At 60.3% G+C, this 17,188-nt stretch carries 18 protein-coding genes and 2 pseudogenes; 9 read left to right on the forward strand and 11 right to left on the reverse strand.

Annotated features, from left to right (window positions below):
- Window positions 1-98 precede the first annotated feature (98 nt).
- On the forward strand, window positions 99-674 hold the full coding sequence (locus AUK77_RS15335) for a hypothetical protein (RefSeq protein WP_296131245.1): 576 nt from the start codon (window positions 99-101) through the stop codon (window positions 672-674).
- Window positions 675-1,196: 522 nt separating this feature from the next.
- On the opposite strand, the gene AUK77_RS15340 is transcribed toward AUK77_RS15335, so the two are convergent.
- From AUK77_RS15340 to yaaA, 4 genes are read right to left on the reverse strand one after another with little or no spacing between them, the layout of a single operon-like run.
- The gene (locus AUK77_RS15340; RefSeq protein ID WP_296131248.1) at window positions 1,197-1,580 is read right to left on the reverse strand and encodes a hypothetical protein; all 384 of its coding nucleotides are present in this window, start codon (window positions 1,578-1,580) and stop codon (window positions 1,197-1,199) included.
- Window positions 1,581-1,590: 10 nt separating this feature from the next.
- Window positions 1,591-2,421: an SDR family oxidoreductase gene (locus AUK77_RS15345; RefSeq protein ID WP_296131250.1), complete on the reverse strand. Its 831-nt coding sequence runs from the start codon at window positions 2,419-2,421 to the stop codon at window positions 1,591-1,593.
- 36 nt (window positions 2,422-2,457) lie between these two features.
- Window positions 2,458-2,922 (reverse strand): multidrug transporter, encoded by a 465-nt coding sequence (locus tag AUK77_RS15350; RefSeq protein WP_296131252.1) that lies wholly within the window; start codon window positions 2,920-2,922, stop codon window positions 2,458-2,460.
- Between the two features lie 3 nt (window positions 2,923-2,925).
- The gene (gene yaaA / locus AUK77_RS15355) at window positions 2,926-3,705 is read right to left on the reverse strand and encodes a peroxide stress protein YaaA (RefSeq protein WP_296131254.1); all 780 of its coding nucleotides are present in this window, start codon (window positions 3,703-3,705) and stop codon (window positions 2,926-2,928) included.
- Window positions 3,706-3,844: 139 nt separating this feature from the next.
- Between yaaA and dmeF the strand changes: the two are divergent.
- The 5 genes and pseudogenes from dmeF (at window position 3,845) to moaE (ending at window position 8,103) form a co-directional block, all read left to right on the forward strand.
- A pseudogene (gene dmeF, locus AUK77_RS15360) lies at window positions 3,845-4,876 on the forward strand (CDF family Co(II)/Ni(II) efflux transporter DmeF).
- Between the two features lie 297 nt (window positions 4,877-5,173).
- Window positions 5,174-6,565 (forward strand): PhoH family protein, encoded by a 1,392-nt coding sequence (locus AUK77_RS15365; protein WP_296131257.1) that lies wholly within the window; start codon window positions 5,174-5,176, stop codon window positions 6,563-6,565.
- A 210-nt stretch (window positions 6,566-6,775) separates the two neighbouring features.
- Window positions 6,776-7,264, forward strand: a complete 489-nt coding sequence (gene moaC / locus AUK77_RS15370; protein ID WP_296131260.1) for a cyclic pyranopterin monophosphate synthase MoaC — start codon at window positions 6,776-6,778, stop codon at window positions 7,262-7,264.
- A complete protein-coding gene (locus AUK77_RS15375) occupies window positions 7,261-7,503 on the forward strand; it encodes a MoaD/ThiS family protein (protein ID WP_296131263.1) in 243 nt (80 codons plus the stop codon). The genes moaC and AUK77_RS15375 overlap by 4 nt, the downstream gene beginning before the upstream one ends.
- Window positions 7,504-7,647: 144 nt before the next feature.
- Window positions 7,648-8,103 carry a molybdopterin synthase catalytic subunit MoaE gene (moaE, locus tag AUK77_RS15380; RefSeq protein WP_296131264.1) on the forward strand — a complete coding sequence of 152 codons (456 nt, stop codon included), beginning with the start codon at window positions 7,648-7,650 and terminating at the stop codon, window positions 8,101-8,103.
- A 184-nt stretch (window positions 8,104-8,287) separates the two neighbouring features.
- Here the strand turns inward: moaE and AUK77_RS15385 are convergent, their stop codons facing one another.
- From AUK77_RS15385 to AUK77_RS15400, 4 genes and pseudogenes are all read right to left on the reverse strand, one after another.
- Window positions 8,288-8,719, reverse strand: a complete 432-nt coding sequence (locus AUK77_RS15385) for a group II truncated hemoglobin (protein ID WP_296131267.1) — start codon at window positions 8,717-8,719, stop codon at window positions 8,288-8,290.
- 69 nt (window positions 8,720-8,788) lie between these two features.
- Window positions 8,789-10,624: a sulfatase-like hydrolase/transferase gene (locus AUK77_RS15390; RefSeq protein WP_296131268.1), complete on the reverse strand. Its 1,836-nt coding sequence runs from the start codon at window positions 10,622-10,624 to the stop codon at window positions 8,789-8,791.
- 170 nt (window positions 10,625-10,794) lie between these two features.
- A pseudogene (locus AUK77_RS15395) lies at window positions 10,795-11,951 on the reverse strand (FAD-binding oxidoreductase).
- Window positions 11,952-12,044: 93 nt separating this feature from the next.
- Entirely contained in the window at window positions 12,045-12,995 is a 951-nt protein-coding gene (locus tag AUK77_RS15400; protein ID WP_296131362.1) for a helix-turn-helix domain-containing protein, read from the reverse strand.
- A 121-nt stretch (window positions 12,996-13,116) separates the two neighbouring features.
- Between AUK77_RS15400 and AUK77_RS15405 the strand changes: the two genes are divergently transcribed.
- The 3 genes from AUK77_RS15405 to AUK77_RS15415 all read left to right on the forward strand — a co-directional run bounded on the left by AUK77_RS15405 (window position 13,117) and on the right by AUK77_RS15415 (window position 15,148).
- The gene (locus tag AUK77_RS15405; protein WP_296131270.1) at window positions 13,117-13,587 is read left to right on the forward strand and encodes a nuclear transport factor 2 family protein; all 471 of its coding nucleotides are present in this window, start codon (window positions 13,117-13,119) and stop codon (window positions 13,585-13,587) included.
- A 238-nt stretch (window positions 13,588-13,825) separates the two neighbouring features.
- Window positions 13,826-14,146 carry a GIY-YIG nuclease family protein gene (locus AUK77_RS15410; RefSeq protein ID WP_296131273.1) on the forward strand — a complete coding sequence of 107 codons (321 nt, stop codon included), beginning with the start codon at window positions 13,826-13,828 and terminating at the stop codon, window positions 14,144-14,146.
- A gap of 66 nt (window positions 14,147-14,212) precedes the next feature.
- Complete coding sequence (locus AUK77_RS15415) at window positions 14,213-15,148, forward strand: glutathione S-transferase family protein (RefSeq protein WP_296131275.1); 936 nt, start codon at window positions 14,213-14,215, stop codon at window positions 15,146-15,148.
- 27 nt (window positions 15,149-15,175) lie between these two features.
- On the opposite strand, the gene AUK77_RS15420 is transcribed toward AUK77_RS15415, so the two are convergent.
- Genes AUK77_RS15420 through AUK77_RS15430 form a run of 3 tightly spaced genes read right to left on the reverse strand, consistent with a single transcriptional unit; the run spans window position 15,176 to window position 17,187 of the window.
- Window positions 15,176-15,493 carry a glutaredoxin domain-containing protein gene (locus AUK77_RS15420; protein ID WP_296131277.1) on the reverse strand — a complete coding sequence of 106 codons (318 nt, stop codon included), beginning with the start codon at window positions 15,491-15,493 and terminating at the stop codon, window positions 15,176-15,178.
- A gap of 36 nt (window positions 15,494-15,529) precedes the next feature.
- Entirely contained in the window at window positions 15,530-16,372 is an 843-nt protein-coding gene (locus AUK77_RS15425) for a DUF4344 domain-containing metallopeptidase (RefSeq protein WP_296131280.1), read from the reverse strand.
- On the reverse strand, window positions 16,369-17,187 hold the full coding sequence (locus tag AUK77_RS15430) for a PPK2 family polyphosphate kinase (protein ID WP_296131284.1): 819 nt from the start codon (window positions 17,185-17,187) through the stop codon (window positions 16,369-16,371). The genes AUK77_RS15425 and AUK77_RS15430 overlap by 4 nt, the downstream gene beginning before the upstream one ends.
- Between the last annotated feature and the right edge of the window lies 1 nt (window position 17,188).

Consider the following 17,188-nt stretch of genomic DNA (forward strand, 5'->3'; position numbering starts at 1 on the left):
TCGGTTGCCAGTAAAGCACGGCGCACGGCAATACAGGTTCTCGCATTGCTCAGCTCATACTATGGCTTATTGCCACAGGTTTTTCAGGTGTTTTATAAATGAAATGCAATCGAGTGTTGTGCTGCTTTTTTTTGATGGTTTCTGCTCTGATAAATAATGTGGCGGTGGCTGATGTAAGAGTTGATGTGGAAGGTGATGATTTCGATGTCTCTCCTGAGCTGCGTGAGTACGGCGATTTTTTTATTCGAAGCTTGAACCCGGGGTCAAGTAATGATCAAGATAATTTTAATTTTTTCGGAAGAAATAAATGCAAAGATCGATCTGTAAAGTGTTATTTATTGTTGAATTCGCTGGGTAATTTACTGATAGATCAAGGTGATCTAGAAAACGGTCTCAAGGCTGCTATTTATGGGTATGAATTAATTCATGAAAGTAGTTATTGCCCTGTGGCATATGAGATTGTTGTGGTTAACTATAAGATTGAAAAAATTAAGGCATATTCCTTTTTTCAGACTTCAAAACGGGCGCGATTGCTTTTGGATAAAATTAAGAATTTTGGAGGGGTTTCTAATGATCTTCGTACGGAGTCATGTGAGGCACTGAAAGTTAATTTTCCATTCTATTTTGATAAGTACTCTGAGCTTGTTGATGTGCTTTATGAACTTGCAGAATAAGTTCCAGATTTTTGTGGTTGATTGAGTTTTAATTATTAAGGAGTGGCTTTTATAAGTCTCTCAGGTTCTGAGAAAACTATACAGCCAAGGATTTGGCCTTACTCTTCAATGACTTCAAGAGTAAGGGGTCTTTTTACCAAGATCAACTCAGAAGTTTAATGAGGGCGAAGGTGATGCAATGGTGCAGGATGCTCTGCAGTAAATTGCTGGGCTTATTCCGGGAGCGCCTGGCGTGGCAGTAAGAGGTGTTCTAGATTTTATCGAGTTTACAGATGGTAAAACCGAGTTTGCGAAGAAAGCTGAAAACACAACACTTCGTCATTTCTTTGATTTGCAGAATGCTGCAAATTCTTTAAGGGCTCCGCCTACAAGACCTGATGGGTGGCGTGCGCCTGAGCGAAAATCAATTGCTCCCCCAAGTGCCCCTTTTTTCACTGCCGATGACCTACCCCGTCTAAAAGAAACCTGAATTCGCCTTGGTAATAGCTTTTAAAAAATACTTGTGGAAATACGGGGCTAGGTTTAGGCGATAGATTGATTTTTTTTCAAAAAAAGCCACGCCATCAGCGGATAACAAAAATAATGCAGGCCAAAGAGCAGCAAGCCCATCGGGCCGGGTTCATCTTTTAGCCACATCATGGCCAGTAAACCCAGGTAGAGCAGGGCCAGGATGCCGCCGTAGTAAAAGAGCAGGTGGCGCCGTTCACGCGGGGTGGGGCGGCGTTGTTGGCGCAGGTAAAACCACAGGGCCATGCCGCCGGCCACGGCGCTGGCGATCAGCAGGGTGGTCAGCGGGCCGCCGAGTTTGACCAAAGTGCGCAGCAGCAGGTTCAGCACGACCACCGCGACCACACCGCCCAGGGCCAGACGGGTCATGGGTGCAGGCGATACGTGCGGTGCGTTCATCGGCAGGCTCCTACAGGCTGCGATTGAGGCCGAAGCGCTTTTTCAACACCCGTTGCAACAGGCCTTTGGGCAGCACGGCGGCCAGCAGGGGCAGGGCGCGGCTGCCGTTGCCGAGGCGCAGCAACAACGGTCGCGGCTGGTTTTGCACAGCGGCGAGCAGGTTGCGGGCAAAGTGGCTGGCAGGGGTGGGGTTGTCTTGCGAGGCGTTGGCGCGGGCGCGGATGCCATCGCGGATCGGCCACCAGGGCGAGGCTTCGTCGATCAGTTGCTCGGCTTGCTGGCTGGCCTGGGCACCGAAGCTGGAGGCGATCGCGCCGGGCTGCACTTCCATCACCTCGATGGCGAAGGGTGCCAACTCCATGCGCAGGGCATCGGTCAGCGCGTGCACGGCGGCTTTGGAGGCGCAGTAAGCCCCGGCAAACGGGGTGACCAGTACGCCGGAGACGCTGCCGATATTCACCACCAGGCCTTTGTTCTGGCGCAGCAGCGGGAACAGTGCGCGCGTCACGCCGACTAGCGAGAACACGTTGGTTTCAAACTGCTTGCGCATGGCCTCAACGCCGCCGTCGAGCAGCGGCCCCATGGCCCCGTAGCCAGCGTTGTTGATCAGCACATCAAGGCCGCCGATTTCGGCTTTCAGGCGCTCAGCCAATTGGCCCAGCCCCAGGCCATCGTTGACGTCCAACTGCACGGCGTGAAAACCCGCATCGCTTAATGCGGCGACATCCTCGGATTTACGCGCCGTGGCCCAGACCTGATAGCCGGCCTGCTGGAACACATCGGCCAAAGCGCGACCGATGCCGCTGGAACATCCGGTGATCAAAACACTGGGTTGGCTCATGCGGGTTTCCTTCTTCCTTGTTCTTATGGGGAGGTCTTAGCGGTTGAAACGGCCCTGCAGGCGCTCGGCGCGAAACTCCAGGGTACTGGCACGGTAGCCGCTGCGCAGGGTGGGCACAGGCAGGCACGTCTGCCAGTCCTCGCCGGACAATAACTCGCCAGGGCCGCTGTAGTGTGGGGTTTCGTACAGGCGTTCGGCGAGGTTGACGCTGTCGCCGGGGCGATAGGCCGCGATCTGCCACTGCAGTTCAAGCAGCGCAGCATCACTGCGGTTTTTCAGGGTCAGGGCCAGCGGACGGTCGGCCGGGCAGCGCTCCGGGGTGTAGTCGAGGCGCAACTCCAAACGGGCGAGGTCATGGGTGTCGCGGCTTTCCTGCCACAGCACCCAACTGGCCACCAGACCCAAGCCGACCAGCGCGGTTAGCGAAACCGGCAGGGCCTTGCTCGGGTAGCGGATCAGCAGAATCAGCCAGCTCAGTACCAGAATTGCGCCAATCAGCATCACTCAGGCCTCAGGGTCGTCGCGCAGGAACACCAGACTATCAGGCTTGGACTGCTCCGCCGAAAAACGATAGCCCTGATAGTTGAAGTCCTTGAGGCCGGCTGGATCGCTCAGGCGCTCCTTGATCACGTAACGGGCCATCAGACCACGGGCTTTTTTCGCGTAGAAACTGATGATCTTGTACTGGCCGTTTTTCAGGTCCTTGAATTCGGTGTCGATGATCCGTGCGTTCAGCACTTTTCGTTTCACCGCACTGAAGTACTCATTGGACGCCAGGTTGAGCAGCACGTTGTCGCCCTGCGCTTCCAGCGCGCCATTGAGCCAGCCGCTGATGCGCTCGCCCCAGAAGTCATAGAGGTTGTTGCCGCGTACGTTGGCCAGCTTGGTGCCCATTTCTAGGCGATAGGGCTGCATCAAATCGAGCGGGCGCAACAGGCCATAAAGGCCCGAGAGCATGCGCAGGTGCTGCTGGGCAAAGTCGAAATCGGCTTCGCTGAAGTCTTCGGCATTCAGGCCGGTGTACACATCGCCTTTGAATGCCAGCAAGGCCTGCTTGGCGTTTTCCGGGGTGAAGGCGGGCTGCCAGCTGCCAAATCGCGCGGCGTTGAGGCCGGCGAGCTTGTCCGACAGGTGCATCAGTTCGGCGATTTGCGCCGGGCTGAAGTCGCGCAACTGATCAATCAGCACCTGCGCGTGTTCAAGGTGTTCCGGTTGGGTAAAGCGTGGCGTGGCCGGCGGTGTTTCGTAATCAAGGGTTTTGGCCGGGGAAATCACCATCAACATAAGCTGTGCTCCTGAAAGTCTGCGGCGATTCTAGAAGCTGATGGCGGCTGAGACTACCGATAAGGTTGATTGAAGCGCTTGACCCTGGGACGGCACCGGGGTTGTAGTCTGTGTGGGCACTGTCTACCCAGGAGCTGTTATGACGACCTGTAATCATGCGCGCTGGACGCCGTCCCACACCTACCGCCCGCTGGAAACCACCGCTGAACGTCAGGCCTGGCGTGTAGCGGCGCTGACCGGGGCGACCATGCTGGTGGAGATCGTCGCCGGCTATGCCTTTAACTCCATGGCGCTGCTGGCTGATGGCTGGCACATGGCCTCACATATGCTCGCCATTGGCCTGACGGCGTTGGCCTATCTGCTGGCGCGCCGTTACGCCAATGATCCGCGATTTGCCTTCGGCACCTGGAAAGTTGAAGTGCTGGCCGGTTTTGCCAGTGCCCTGCTGCTGGTGGTTGTGGTCGCCATGTTGGCCTTTGAGTCGTTGTGGCGCTTTTGGCAGCCGCAGGTGATCGCTTTCGAGATGGCCTTGTGGGTGGCGGTCGTTGGCTTGTTGGTGAACCTGATATCGGCCTGGCTGCTGCGCGATCAGCCTGAGCTGCATGGCCATGCCCACGGCGCGCACGATCACGGTCATGCTGATCACGATCACGATCACGATCACGATCACGATCACGATCACGATCACGATCACGATCACGATCACGACGCTGCGCCCGCCGGTAAAGACCTCAATCGCCACGCCGCCTTTGTCCATGTGCTGGCCGATGCCCTGACCTCGGTGGCGGCGATTATTGCCTTGCTCGGTGGCCTGTGGCTGGGCTGGAACTGGCTCGACCCGCTGATGGGGGTGATCGGTGCAGTGATCATTGCGGTCTAGGCCAAGGGCCTGTTGATGGAAACCGCCAAGGTGCTGCTCGACCGCGAAATGGACAGCCCTGTTGTTGCGCGCGTGCGCACCGTGTTGGCGCAGGAAGCCGATACCGAACTGGCGGATTTACACTTGTGGCGCGTGGGGCGGGCGCAGTTTGCCTGCATCATCAGCGTGGTCACCCACGGCGAGGCGTCGGCTGATCGCTACAAGGCGCGGCTCAAGGAAATTGCGGAGTTGGTGCACGTTACCGTGGAGGTGAATCGCTGTGCTGATCAGCACAGGACCGAGCAGCCCTGAGAAAATGTGGCAAGCGCAGAGTGCCATGCGACTTCCGACTCTAACGGCGGCCGGGCAGGTCGCCAAGCGCTATCTGTCGCGGCGACAAATAAATCTGCTGTGCATGAAAAAAACATTTGTCTGTCATCTTTTTTGGAGTAATTAAACAGGCAAGACCGCCGAACCCTGCAGACAGGTGGCGGCCATTGGCCCTCACCTTGCTTGTATCTTCTCGGCCCTGCACCGAGAAGTCGGCGGCCCCCTCCGTGGCGCGGCTCGCCCCCGCGCCGCCTGGCCATTACAAGAAGGTGAACGAGTATGGATGATCACGGACGCGCCAAGCCCACCGCCCCAACCCTGTACGCCCTCGACACCAATGTGCTGATCCACGACCCCAACGCGTTGCTCAATTTTGAGGAGCATCACGTGGCCATTCCCATGACGGTTCTGGAGGAGTTGGACAAGCTTAAAACCGGCAAACAGGGCGTGGCTGCCGAGTGCCGCCAAGCCATCCGCTTGATTGACAAAATACTTGGCAGTGCCAGCCCGGAGGATGTTGAGCACGGCGTGCCCATTCAGCGTGAGAAGAGTGGAGCCTGTGGCTTTTTGTCGATTCTGATGAGCAAAAGCGCCACCCCGGTCACCTGGCTGCCGGAGGACCTCAACGACAACAAAATCATCAACCAATTGGTGGAGTTGAAGACCCGTCGCCCCGGCCTCAACGTGGTGCTGGTGACCAAAGACATCAACATGCGCCTTAAGGCGCGCGCCTGCGGTATTGATTCGGAGGATTACCACACCGACCAACTGGTCGACGATGTGTCGCTGCTCTCGCAGGGCTATCACACCATGACCGGCTCCTTCTGGGACCGCGTGAATACCGTGGAAACCCGCCAGGGGCATGGCCGCACCTGGCACCGTGTGCAACTGACCGATAACCTGCCGGCCGTTCACGTCAACGAGTTCATCATTGACGAGCAGGGCTTTGTCGGCTGGATCAAAGGCATTAAAAACGGCGAGCTGATGATCCTCGACCTGCATCAGGAGCCACTGATGCATCAGGAAGCCTGGGGCCTGCGGCCGCGCGACATCTATCAGTCGCTGGCGCTTTTTGCCCTGCTGGATCCGGACATCCACCTGGTCAACCTGTCCGGTGCGGCGGGCTCGGGGAAAACCATCCTCGCGCTGGCCGCGGCGATTGAGCAAACCATGGTCAGCAAGCGTTACCGGCGCATCATCGCCACCCGCAGCGTGCAGGGGCTGGATCAGGAAATCGGCTTTCTGCCGGGCACTGAAGCCGAGAAGATGGAGCCCTGGCTCGGCGCGATCACCGACAACCTCGAAGCCCTGCACATGGACGACGAGAACACCCACGGCAGCGTCGACTACATCCTGCAAAAAGTGCCGCTGCAATTTAAGTCGCTCAATTACATTCGCGGGCGCAGCTTCCAGCAGAGCCTGATCCTGATCGACGAATGCCAGAACCTCACCCCGCACCAGATGAAAACCATCATCACCCGTGCCGGCAGCGGTTCCAAAGTGGTATGTCTGGGCAACCTGGCGCAGATCGATACGCCTTACCTCTCCGCGCCCAGTTCGGGCCTGACCTACCTGACGGAGCGCTTCAAAGACTTCGAACATGGCGTACACATCACCTTGCAAGGTGTGCCGCGTTCGATTCTAGCTGAGTACGCAGAAACCCATATGTAACCGTCGTGATCGCCCTGCAGCATTCGGCGCTGCAGGGCGTGACGACTGCCGGCGTTTCCGCCGCCCGGATGTAATCCGGGAGTGACTACGGAGGTCAGTTGTCGCGGACTGCATCCGTGCTACGCGCAGCCTGAATCTCCCGCTATTCACAGGTGCCGCAAGCGCATCGGGCGGGTTTACAATCGCTGCACATTTGCTCGGAGCCTGTCTGTGTTAACCCATCTTGATTCCCAAGGCCGCGCCAACATGGTCGACGTCAGCGATAAAGCCCTGACCGTCCGTGAAGCCGTGGCTGAAGCACGGGTGCGCATGCGCCCAGAAACCCTGCAGATGATTGCTCAAGGCGAGCACCCCAAGGGCGATGTGTTCGCCGTGGCGCGCATTGCCGGCATTCAGGCGGCGAAAAAAACCAGTGACCTGATCCCGCTGTGCCACCCGCTGATGCTCACCAGCGTCAAGCTTGAACTGATGCCCGAAGGCGCGGATGCCGTGCGCATCATCGCGCGCTGCAAACTGACCGGGCAAACCGGCGTGGAGATGGAAGCCCTGACCGCCGCCAGCGTCGCGGCGCTGACCATCTATGACATGTGCAAGGCGGTGGATCGCGGCATGGTCATCGAGTCGGTGCGCTTGCTGGAGAAGGTCGGCGGCAAGAGTGGTGCCTTCAAGGCCGAGCCTGTGGCGGGAGAACACGCATGATTCGCGTGCAGTATTTCGCCCGTTATCGTGAGGCGCTGGGGCTGGAGGGCGAACAGCTGAGCGCTGAGTTCAGCAGCCTTGAGCAACTGCGCCAACACCTGCTGGCCCGTGGCGGGGTGTGGGCCGTGCTGGCTGAGCACAACCTGATGTGCGCCCGTAATCAGGAACTGTGCAGTCTGGATGAGCCGCTGCAGGCCGGTGATGACGTGGCATTCTTTCCTACCGTAACCGGCGGTTGAGCCGGGTGTTGTCGCGGCTAAAGCCCCTCCCACGGTGTGTAGGATGGGTCGCGCAGGTTGAGCGCTGCGCACGGATTGTGCAGTGTTTTGCCAGCCTGACTTTGCGCCGCTAACCCGCCCGTCCTTTCCATAGAGAGCCTCTGCATGAGCATTCGCGTCCAGTTGCAACCCTTCGATCCGGGTGTTGAGCTTAATGCCCTGCATGCGGCCAATCTGGGTATTGGTGCGGTGGTCAGCTTTGTCGGCTATGTGCGTGACTTCAACGAGGGGCGTGAAGTCGGTGGCATGTTTCTCGAACACTTCCCCGGCATGACTGAAAAAGCCTTGGGCACGATTGCCGAAGAAGCCGCCCAGCGCTGGCCACTGTTGGGCATTCAAATCATCCATCGGGTGGGGCATCTGCATCCGGGCGAGCCGATTGTGTTTGTCGGGGTTTGCAGCGCCCATCGTCAGGCGGCCTTCGAGGCCTGCGACTTTGTCATGGACTACCTGAAAACCCGCGCACCGTTCTGGAAGAAGGAAGACACCGCCGAAGGCCCGCGCTGGGTTGAAGGGCGCAGCAGCGATCAGACGGCTGCCGCGCGTTGGCAGTCGGCGTAAACCCTTATTACGTTTGGCCAGCGTTGGCTTGTGTTGGGCTTCGCTGCGCTCAACGCCAACCTACCGCACGATCAACACGGTGCAGGCATACACACCCGTAGGTTGGGTCGAGGAGCCTGCGACGCAGCCCAACCGCCCACGCAAACCCCGCCCAAGGGAATTCGACCACCTCACTATGGCCGTTCTAGCTACCTGACTCGCCATGTCGGTTACGGCTGGCCTGCACAATGCGCTGCGCTGGCACGCGCAGTTGCGTCAGCAGGTATTCGGCAAAGTCAGGCGCAAAGGGTTGTTGGGCAATGGCGGCGGCCATGCAGTCCAGCCAGCTTTGGCTCAGGCGTTCGTCGATCACCCATTGGGCATGAAACGCCGGCAGGGCAATTGGGCCGTAGCGCTCGCTGAAAAGCTTGGGCCCGCCCAGCCAGCCACTGAAGAAGCAGGCCAGCTTGTCGCTGACCACGGCCAGGTCTTCGCCGTGCATCTCGCGCAACTGGGCCGCGTCTGGGCGCTCATTCATCAGCCGATAAAAATCAGCGGCCAAACGCTGCAGGCCGTCAATACCGCCCGCCGCCTGATAGGAGGCATCGCCCACACCGTACACCGCTGCCTGCTGCATCACTCGTGCTCCTGATTAAAGCCCGCAGTATAACGGCGCACGGGATCAGGGTTGCCTCGGCCTGGATGATCAGTGGGCAAGAAAGCGGCGCAGGCTGCGAATTTCGTTCTGGATCAGCGGCAGCGTGTTTTGCAGTACCTGGCTGCTGTCTGGCAGCAGGTTGTCGTCGGCCTTGCTGGTTTGCAGGGCAGTAAAGCTGCCACTGGTAAACGGCACCACCACCTTGTACTGGTCACCGAGGAAGGCCAGGCGGTCCCAGTCGCCGGCCAATAGAAGTCGGCCGGGCTCGGCATCGAATAGGCTGCGACCGATCGAGTAATCCTGTTTTGGGTTTTTTACGCCGAGCAGTGGTAGCAGAGTGGGCAGCAGGTCGCTGTGGCTGGTGCGCAGGCTTTCCTGCTGAGCCGCGCGGCCAGGCACCCAGAGTACCAACGGCACCCGTACCTGTTCGTCTACGAAGGTCGAGTTATGCCCCCAGCGGCCTTGCTCCATGAATTCTTCGCCATGGTCACCGGTGATCACAACCAGGGTGTTGTCCAGCAGGCCATTCTTCTCCAGGTGCTCGGTGATGCGCGCCAACTGGCTGTCCAGGTGGTGCACCGAGTTCAGGTAGCGGTTGTAGATGCCGCCAATGTCACGCTGCAGGTCCATGCTGGCGTAGCTGAAATCCGGTAGGTAGTCCGCTTTGATCACCGACTCTTTCGGGAAGTCGTAGTTGGCGTGCGGTGACTCGAAGAACAGGAAGGTCATAAACGGTTTGCTGGTGTCGCGCTGATCGACGAACGTCAGCAACCGGTCTACGTTGCGTCGGTCACGTTCCCAGGTATGGCCCTGGTCATCCTCGACCATCTGCTCGGGTGGCACGTTGACGAACAAACTCTTGTCGAATTCCGGGTAGCTGAAGCGGGCGCTGGTGAACAGGTTGATCTGGTAGTTCTGCTGCTGCAATACATCAATCAGCGGGCTGCCGACGCGGGCATCAAGCACCGGAAACCAGAGGTTCGCTGGCAGGCTGTAGAACTGGCTGAACATGCCGATGCGCGTGCCGTTGCCGCCGGAGTAGTGGCTGACGAAATGCTGAGCGCGTTGGGCGAAGGCGTGCGTCTGCGGCATCACTTCAGGGTTTAGGCTGTCGGCGCGCCAAGACTCGGCCACCAGCCAGACGATATTCAGCGGCTTGGCCGGTGGTTCGATGCGCAGCGGTGCCTGTGGATAGCGCAACTGGCCTTTTAGTTCGGCGCTGGCCACCTCCATGCGTTGTGGGCGCTGCAGGCCAAACTGCTGCTCCAGCACGCGGCGCATGGTCAGCGGTTGGTAGAAGGGCACTCGCTGGGCGCTCTCCAGCAGCGGGCTGTACCCATAGAAATGGCTGACGCCGTAGCTGACCCGTTCACCCAGGGTGACCACCATAAACAGTGGCAACACCCAGATCAGCCGTGGCAACGGCAGGCCCAGGCGTGCCAGGCCATGGGCGGCGGCCAGCAGCAGCGCCTGAAGGGCAAAGATGCCGGCTGCGAGCATCGCCACGTCGCGCTCGGTAGAGGCCGAGGAACCCAGCGCCGCAATCCCGCCGGGCGTGGTGATGATGTTCCAGACAAAGCCGTTGAGGTGGAAGCCATAGAGCTGCCAGAGCAGGTGGTCGCCATACAGCGCCAGTTGCACCGCGCCTGCCAGTACGACCGCCAGAACCGCTGCGGCTTTGCCTGAAACACGTAGCAGCAGGCGCGTTATGGCCCAAGCAGGAGCGATAAACAACAAGGCATAGCTGCCGATCAGTAGCAGTTGATAGACCAACAGCCATGACGGCGCGGCGAGATCAAAAAAACGTCCCAGGTTCAGGGCGGCTGCCAGCCAGGTCAGAAGCCAATAGGCGGCATAGGGGCGACGCAGTGCGGCGAGTGGCATGGACAATCCTTGCAAAGGGCGACAGGAGGAATGGCGCAGTCAGGCGTCAGCCAAGGAGAACAGCCTTGGCTTAACTGCGCATTAAATGTCGCGCTTACGTTGCAGCGGGGCAGAGAGTCCGGGAATCCACTCGGGGTGGAACTCACAAGGTCAGATAGCGCCGCGTGGGATTACTGGCGCAAGCGTGCGGGCGCCAGCATGGCTTTAGTCAAGCCATGCTGGCGCAGGTGCTCGGGCAACGGTTCGCCTCGCACCAGAGCGGCGCAGGCCATGCCCATGGCGGCTGAGGTTTGAATGCCATAACCGCCTTGGGCGGCGACCCAGAAGAAGTTCGCCACCTGCGGATCAAAGCCGCCGACCAGATCGCCGTCGGCGACAAAACTGCGCAGGCCTGCCCAAGTGTGGCTGGGGCGGCGAATCTGCAGGTGGGTGTAGGTTTCGATCTGGTGAATGCCCAGGGCAATGTCCAGCTCTTCCGGCTGCACATCATGCGGTGCGACCGGATCGGCGTTGGCGGGCGAGCCGAGCAGTTGGCCTGCATCGGGCTTGAAGTAAAACGACTCATCCAGGCTGACCACAAAAGGCCAGTGCTGGCAGTCCACACCTGCTTCGGCGGCGAAGGTAAAGGCCGCGCGGCGCTTGGGCACCAGCCCGATGGGTGCCACGCCCGCCAGTGAGGCGATCTGGTCGCACCAGGCCCCGGCGGCGTTGATCAGCACTTTGGCGCGGTACTGCCCAGCGTTGCACGTCACCTGCCACAACTCGCCGTCGTGCTGAATGCTCAGCACCTCGCAGTGTGTGTGTATCGTCCCGCCGTGCTGACGAATGCCGCGCAGGTAGCCCTGATGCAAGGCGTCGGTGTCGATGTCGGCGGCGCTGGGGTCGAACAACGCCCCCTGCACGCGCGGCGCAGCACCGGCACGCGGGCGCAGGCTTCGTCAGCACTGAGCAGGCGCATCTCCGGTACATGACCGATGCCGCTGTACAACTGCCGTTGCAGCTCGTCCGGGTCGCCGTGCACGTCCACCACCAATTCACCGCGCGGGGTGAGCAGCGGGTGCGCGGCAAAACCGGGCGGCGGCGCGTCAAAAAATGCCCGGCTGGCCGCCGTCAGCGCGCGCACTTGCGGCGTGCCGTAGGCCACGGTGAACAACGCCGCCGAACGTCCGGTGGCGTGATAACCGGCCTGCGCTTCACGCTCCAGCACCAGGGTCTTGCCGTGTGGGGCGAGAAAATAGCCGGTAGACGCGCCGGCAATGCCTGCGCCAATGATCAGAAAATCAGCCGGTTGAGTGTCGGGAATGGGCGTTTGGGCAGGGGGCAACATCTGAGGCTCGGTATCAATCAGAAAACAGCCGCGTATTGTGCGCGGGCCGGCCGTGGGCAGCAATTGCGCGGCGCCAGCCATAGCGTCGCAGGGTTATGCATCCGCCTGACGCACGCGTTTACGAAAGGCACCGGGGCTTTCCCCGCAGAGTTGCTTGAACAGTTTGGCGAAGGTGGCGCGGTCACCGTAGCCTACCTGTTCGGCAATCTGTTCCAGTGCCTGCGGGCCGCGCAGCAGCTGTTGCGCTGCGCTGATGCGCACGCGTTGCAGGTAATCGTTGGGCGTCAGGCCGGTGCTGGATTTAAAGCGCCGCAGCAAGGTGCGCGCCGAGCAGTTGGCTTGTGCGGCCAGGCGGTTGAGGTCGATGCTTTGTGCGTAGTGCAGGTTTAACCAATGCAGCAGCGGGGCCAGTGGGCAGTGCGTTTGGATGGGCGGCAGCAGCGGGGCAAAGCGCGACTGGCTGCCGCGCTGGCTGTCGAAGACCAGCGCGTTGGCCACCTGCTGGGCAAGCTCCGCACCGCCATGCTGGCCGATCAGGTGCAGGCACAGGTCCAGCCCGGCGTGCGCACCGCCGGAGCTGAGCACGTGGCCGTCTTCACACACCAGTTGTTCAATGTGCAAGCTGACCTCGGGGTAACGCTGACGAAAGGTCGTGGCCAGTGCCCAGTGCGTGGTCGCGCGCCGGCCGGTCAACATGCCGGCGGCGGCCAGTAAGAAGGCGCTGCTGCACAGGCTGGCCACTTGCTGCTGCGGCGGGCGTTGCGCCAGCCAGGGCAGCAACGCGGCGTTGTCGGTCAGGGTGCGGTCGATGGCACTGCCGCTGGCCGCCAGCAGAATCAGGTCGGCGTCTTCGGCCAGGCTCAGATCGCCATCGACCTGAATCTGTGCAAAACCCAGATCGACTGCCTGGCCCGTGAGGCTGAAGCGCTGCAGGGTGAACAGAGATCGCCCAGCCAGATGGTTAGCCAGGTTGAACGCATCCATGGCCATGCTCAGGCTTGAACAGACCGTTTGCGGGCACACGTACAGGGCGATGGTGGGCATGGCGGTGTCAACAATGTGGCGGAATTTGGCGATTATTGACACAAAGCTGTCTTTAACGCCAATCGCGGTGCAGCGCTTTAACGGCAATACTGCTGACACGTTACTGACTGGAGTCCGCCCCATGAGCCACCCCAATGCCGCGCTGATCACCCGTTTTTATCAGGCCTTCCAACAACTGGACGCTGAGGCCATGGCCCGCTGCTACAGCGACGATGTGCAGTTCAGCGACCCGGTATTTACTGACCTGCGCGGGACGGATGCCGGCGACATGTGGCGCATGCTGTGTGCCAAGGCGCAGGGCTTTTCCCTGACCTTTGACGGCGTGGCCGCCGATGACTTTTCCGGTAAGGCGCGCTGGATCGCCACCTACACCTTCAGCCAGACCGGCAACCAGGTGATCAATCACATCGAGGCCAACTTCCGCTTTCACGACGGCAAAATCTGCGAGCACCGCGACCACTTCGACCTGTGGCGCTGGGCCGCTCAGGCGCTGGGTTTCAAAGGCCGCTTGCTGGGTTGGACGCCCTTTGTGCAGAACGCCATCCGCCAGAAGGCGGGTAAAGGGTTGGCTGCCTTCCAGAAGAATCGTTAACAGACCGTCGAGAAACTACCTGCGTTGGCCCTTTCGATAAAAGAAAGGGGGCGTTAAAAACAGGCTCGGACGCGAGCCCAGTCGGAATGCTCATGTACCAAAGTACACTCCGCTTCCTTCCCTGTTTTGACCAGCCGGAGGCTGTTACTAACGTAGCGCCTTGTTTTGCCTGCCTCGCCTACGTTTCCAACGGTCTGTTAAGCTCGGCGACCTTGCTCATTGCCTGCCGATTTAACTGATGCCTGACGCCTCTTCTGTGCCTGGAACACCTGCCGCCAAGCCCTGGTTTGTCTATCTGGTGCGGGCGGCTAACGGGGCGTTGTACTGCGGCATCAGCGACGACCCACACAAGCGGTTTGCCAAGCATCAGAGCGGTAAGGGCGCGCGCTTCTTTTACTCCAGCCCGGCGCAGGCGCTGGTGTACACCGAGGCCTGCGTGGGCAAGGGTGATGCGCTGCGGCGTGAACGGGCGATCAAGGCATTGAGCAAAGCCGCCAAGGAGCGTTTGGTGGCGACCGCCGCTGTTATCGCTGCGGTTGATAGCGCGCCATCAGGCTAAGCGGGTAGGCCGTCGCCGGCTGTGCGGTTAAGCTGCGGGCTTACCTGAACCCTTGCGGAGCCTGCCATGCACGAGTTGATCCTGCACCATTACCCAACCTCGCCCTTTGCTGAAAAAGCGCGGTTGATGCTCGGTTTCAAGCAGTTGTCCTGGCGTTCGGTGATGATTCCGCCGGTGATGCCCAAACCCGATCTCACGGCCCTGACCGGCGGCTACCGCAAGACTCCGGTGCTGCAAGTCGGTGCTGATATCTACTGCGACACCGCCCTGATTGCCCGTCGTCTTGAAGCGGAGAAAGCTACCCCGGCGCTGTTCCCAGAAGGCCAAGAATTCAACGTCGCCTGCTTTGCCCAGTGGGCCGATGCTCAGGTGTTTTTGCATGCGGTTAGCCTGGTGTTCCAGCCGGAATCCATCGCCGCGCGCTTCGGCAAGTTGCCGCCGGAGTTTCTCAAAACCTTTATTGCTGACCGTACCACACTGTTCACCGGTGGCCTGGCCACGCGCGTTCCGCTTGAGGTGGCCAAGCACCAATGGCCTACGCTGATGGCACGTTTGCAGCAGCAACTGGAGCGTGAGTCCGGCGATTTCCTGTTTGGCGAGGCCTCACTGGCTGACATCGCCATGGCTCACCCGTTGTGGTTCCTGCGTGGTACGCCGGTCACGGCTCCGCTGGTCGATGAGTACCCGGCGGTAGCCACCTGGCTGGCGCGCGTGCTGGATTTCGGCCACGGCTCATTCAGCGAAATGAGTGGTGAAGACGCTGTTGCCATTGCCCGGGACGCCACCCCGGCGGCTTTGCCGGACGCTGCGTTGGCCGACCCGAATGGCTTTACCCTTGGCCAACAGGTGGCAATCTCTGCCATCGACTATGGCGTGGATGCGGTGGAAGGTGAGTTGGTCTTTAGCGGCAGCGAAGAGCTGATCCTGCGCCGCGAAGACCCACGCGCCGGCACCGTGCATGTGCATTTCCCGCGCATGGGTTTTGCCATCAAGGCGCTGTAAGGCCTTAGTACCTGACGCACTGAACGTTCAGTAAGCGGCCCGCATGGCTTGCGGGTCGTAGCCGTGCACCAGCGTGCCCTTGATATCCAACAGGGGCACGCCGCGTCCCCCGAGGGCTTTGAACGTGGCATTGCCGGCGGCGTCTTTTTCGATATCCACTTCCCGATACCGCACGCCATCGCTGGCTAACTGCTCGCGGGCTTTTGCGCAATAGCCGCACCATTGCGTGGCATACAGCACCACCTCGCCCGGTTGATTGGCCTGAGGCGGCTGCAACCAGCGCTGCACGGTGTCCCAGTGTTGGTAAAGCGCCAAGGCGCTGAGCAGCAGAATAACTTTCTTCATGTGGCCTTCCTTTGCCTCACTCGAGCAGGGAGCGATTTACCGTGTGGGTTGGTTTTCCTGCAACGCGTTCTGCCTCAGGCGTGGCAGCTCGCGTGCCAGTTCGCGAAAGTAGAGGATGCGCTCGTAGCACAACGTCAGTTCGCCGCTGATGCGGTTGTACCAGGCGTTGGCTTCACCGCACGCGGCGACGATCAGTTTCAGGTCGCGGGGCAGGGCGAAGGTGCTGCTGGTGCGCTCGGCGATGGCTTCCAGCTCGCCGGAGGCGCGGACTTTTTCCAGCAACTCGCGGGCTTCGGGTAAATGCAGGGGCGGGGTTTGGTACTCCACTCGCAGGTGGTGGCGGATCGGCTGGTCGGCGCGGCGGGCGAAGTGCTGGCGAATCCAGTTCACTGCGTATTCAACCTGTTGGTATTCCTCAGGGCAGTAAAAAGCCCGTTCATCCGGCAGCCCGGTCATCTGGATCACCCATTCCAGTTGGCGCGGGTCGCTGCCGTAGGCCAGGCAGGCCAGGTTAAAAAAGCGCTGCGCGTCCAGGGCATGGCTGTCCCATTCACGCACCTCGGGTGCTTCCGGGCGCTGGCGTTGCCACTCCAGCCGCCAGTAGTCGGCCACATCCAGCAACTTGGCGTAAAAGTCGGTGTCGCGTTGCCGTTCGTGCAGGAGAAACAGGCCCATAAAACCGAGTTGGTCGGCAGCATCTTCTTCGCGGCCGAGTACCGGCAATTTCAGTTCGCTGATCAGCAGATGCCCCATCTCATGGAGCAGGGTGAACTCGGCGTTGGCGGTGACAAAGCGCACTTCGTCCGGGTACAGCGCCTGTTCCGGCACGGCCTGAGCAAAGCTGCTGAGGCCCAGTAACAGCAGTAAAAGACGCTTCATACCTGCTCCAGATCGTCTGCGCTGAACGGGGCGGGTGCGGTTGGCCAGTCCAGTTTTAAGCGTTCCAGTTCGCGTGCCAACAGGCTGGCCACCAGCCAGTCGCGCAACCAGCGATGATCCGCCGGGATAATGTACCAAGGCGCCGCTGCGTGATCGGTTTGCGCCAGTTGTTCGGTCCAGCGTTGCTCGCGCAGGTCGAATTCGCGGTGGGCCTGCAAGTCGCTGGCGTGCAGCTTCCAGCGCTTGTGTGGGTGCTCCAGGCGCTCGTGCAGGCGACGTTTTTGCTCGGCTTTGCTCAGGTGCAAAAAGCACTTCAACGGCTGCGTCGATTGGCTACATAGCCGCTGCTCGAAGACGAGGATGGCTTGCCGCCGGGCGGGCAGGTCGGCCGCGCTGCACAGCCCGTCCAGCGGATCGCTGATCAGCCCTTCGTAATAGCTGCGGTTGAACACGCCCAGCAGGCCCGCCGTCGGCAATCGCCGCTGGTAGCGCCAGAGAAAATCGTGGCGCTGCTCGCAGGCATCGGGCTTTTGAAAACTGTGGATGCGCAGCCCTTGCGGATCAAAACTGCTGATCACCCGGCGAATCACGCCGTCTTTACCGGAACAGTCGGTGCCTTGCAGGATCAGCAGCAGGGCGTTGCGCCGGTTGGCCCAGAGCATGCGCTGCTGACGATTGAGCCAGGGGCGCAGTTCAGCCAAGGCCTGCTGCGCCCGCTGTTTGTCCAAGCCGAAGTCACGTGCCGGATCTTCGGCGAAGGGCGCTGCAGGGTCGCAGCGGCAACTGTCCAGCAGGTTATCCGGCAGGCGGCTCATG

It is taken from the genome of Pseudomonas sp. Ga0074129, from assembly GCA_001465025.1.
Taxonomy (GTDB): domain Bacteria; phylum Pseudomonadota; class Gammaproteobacteria; order Pseudomonadales; family Pseudomonadaceae; genus Aquipseudomonas.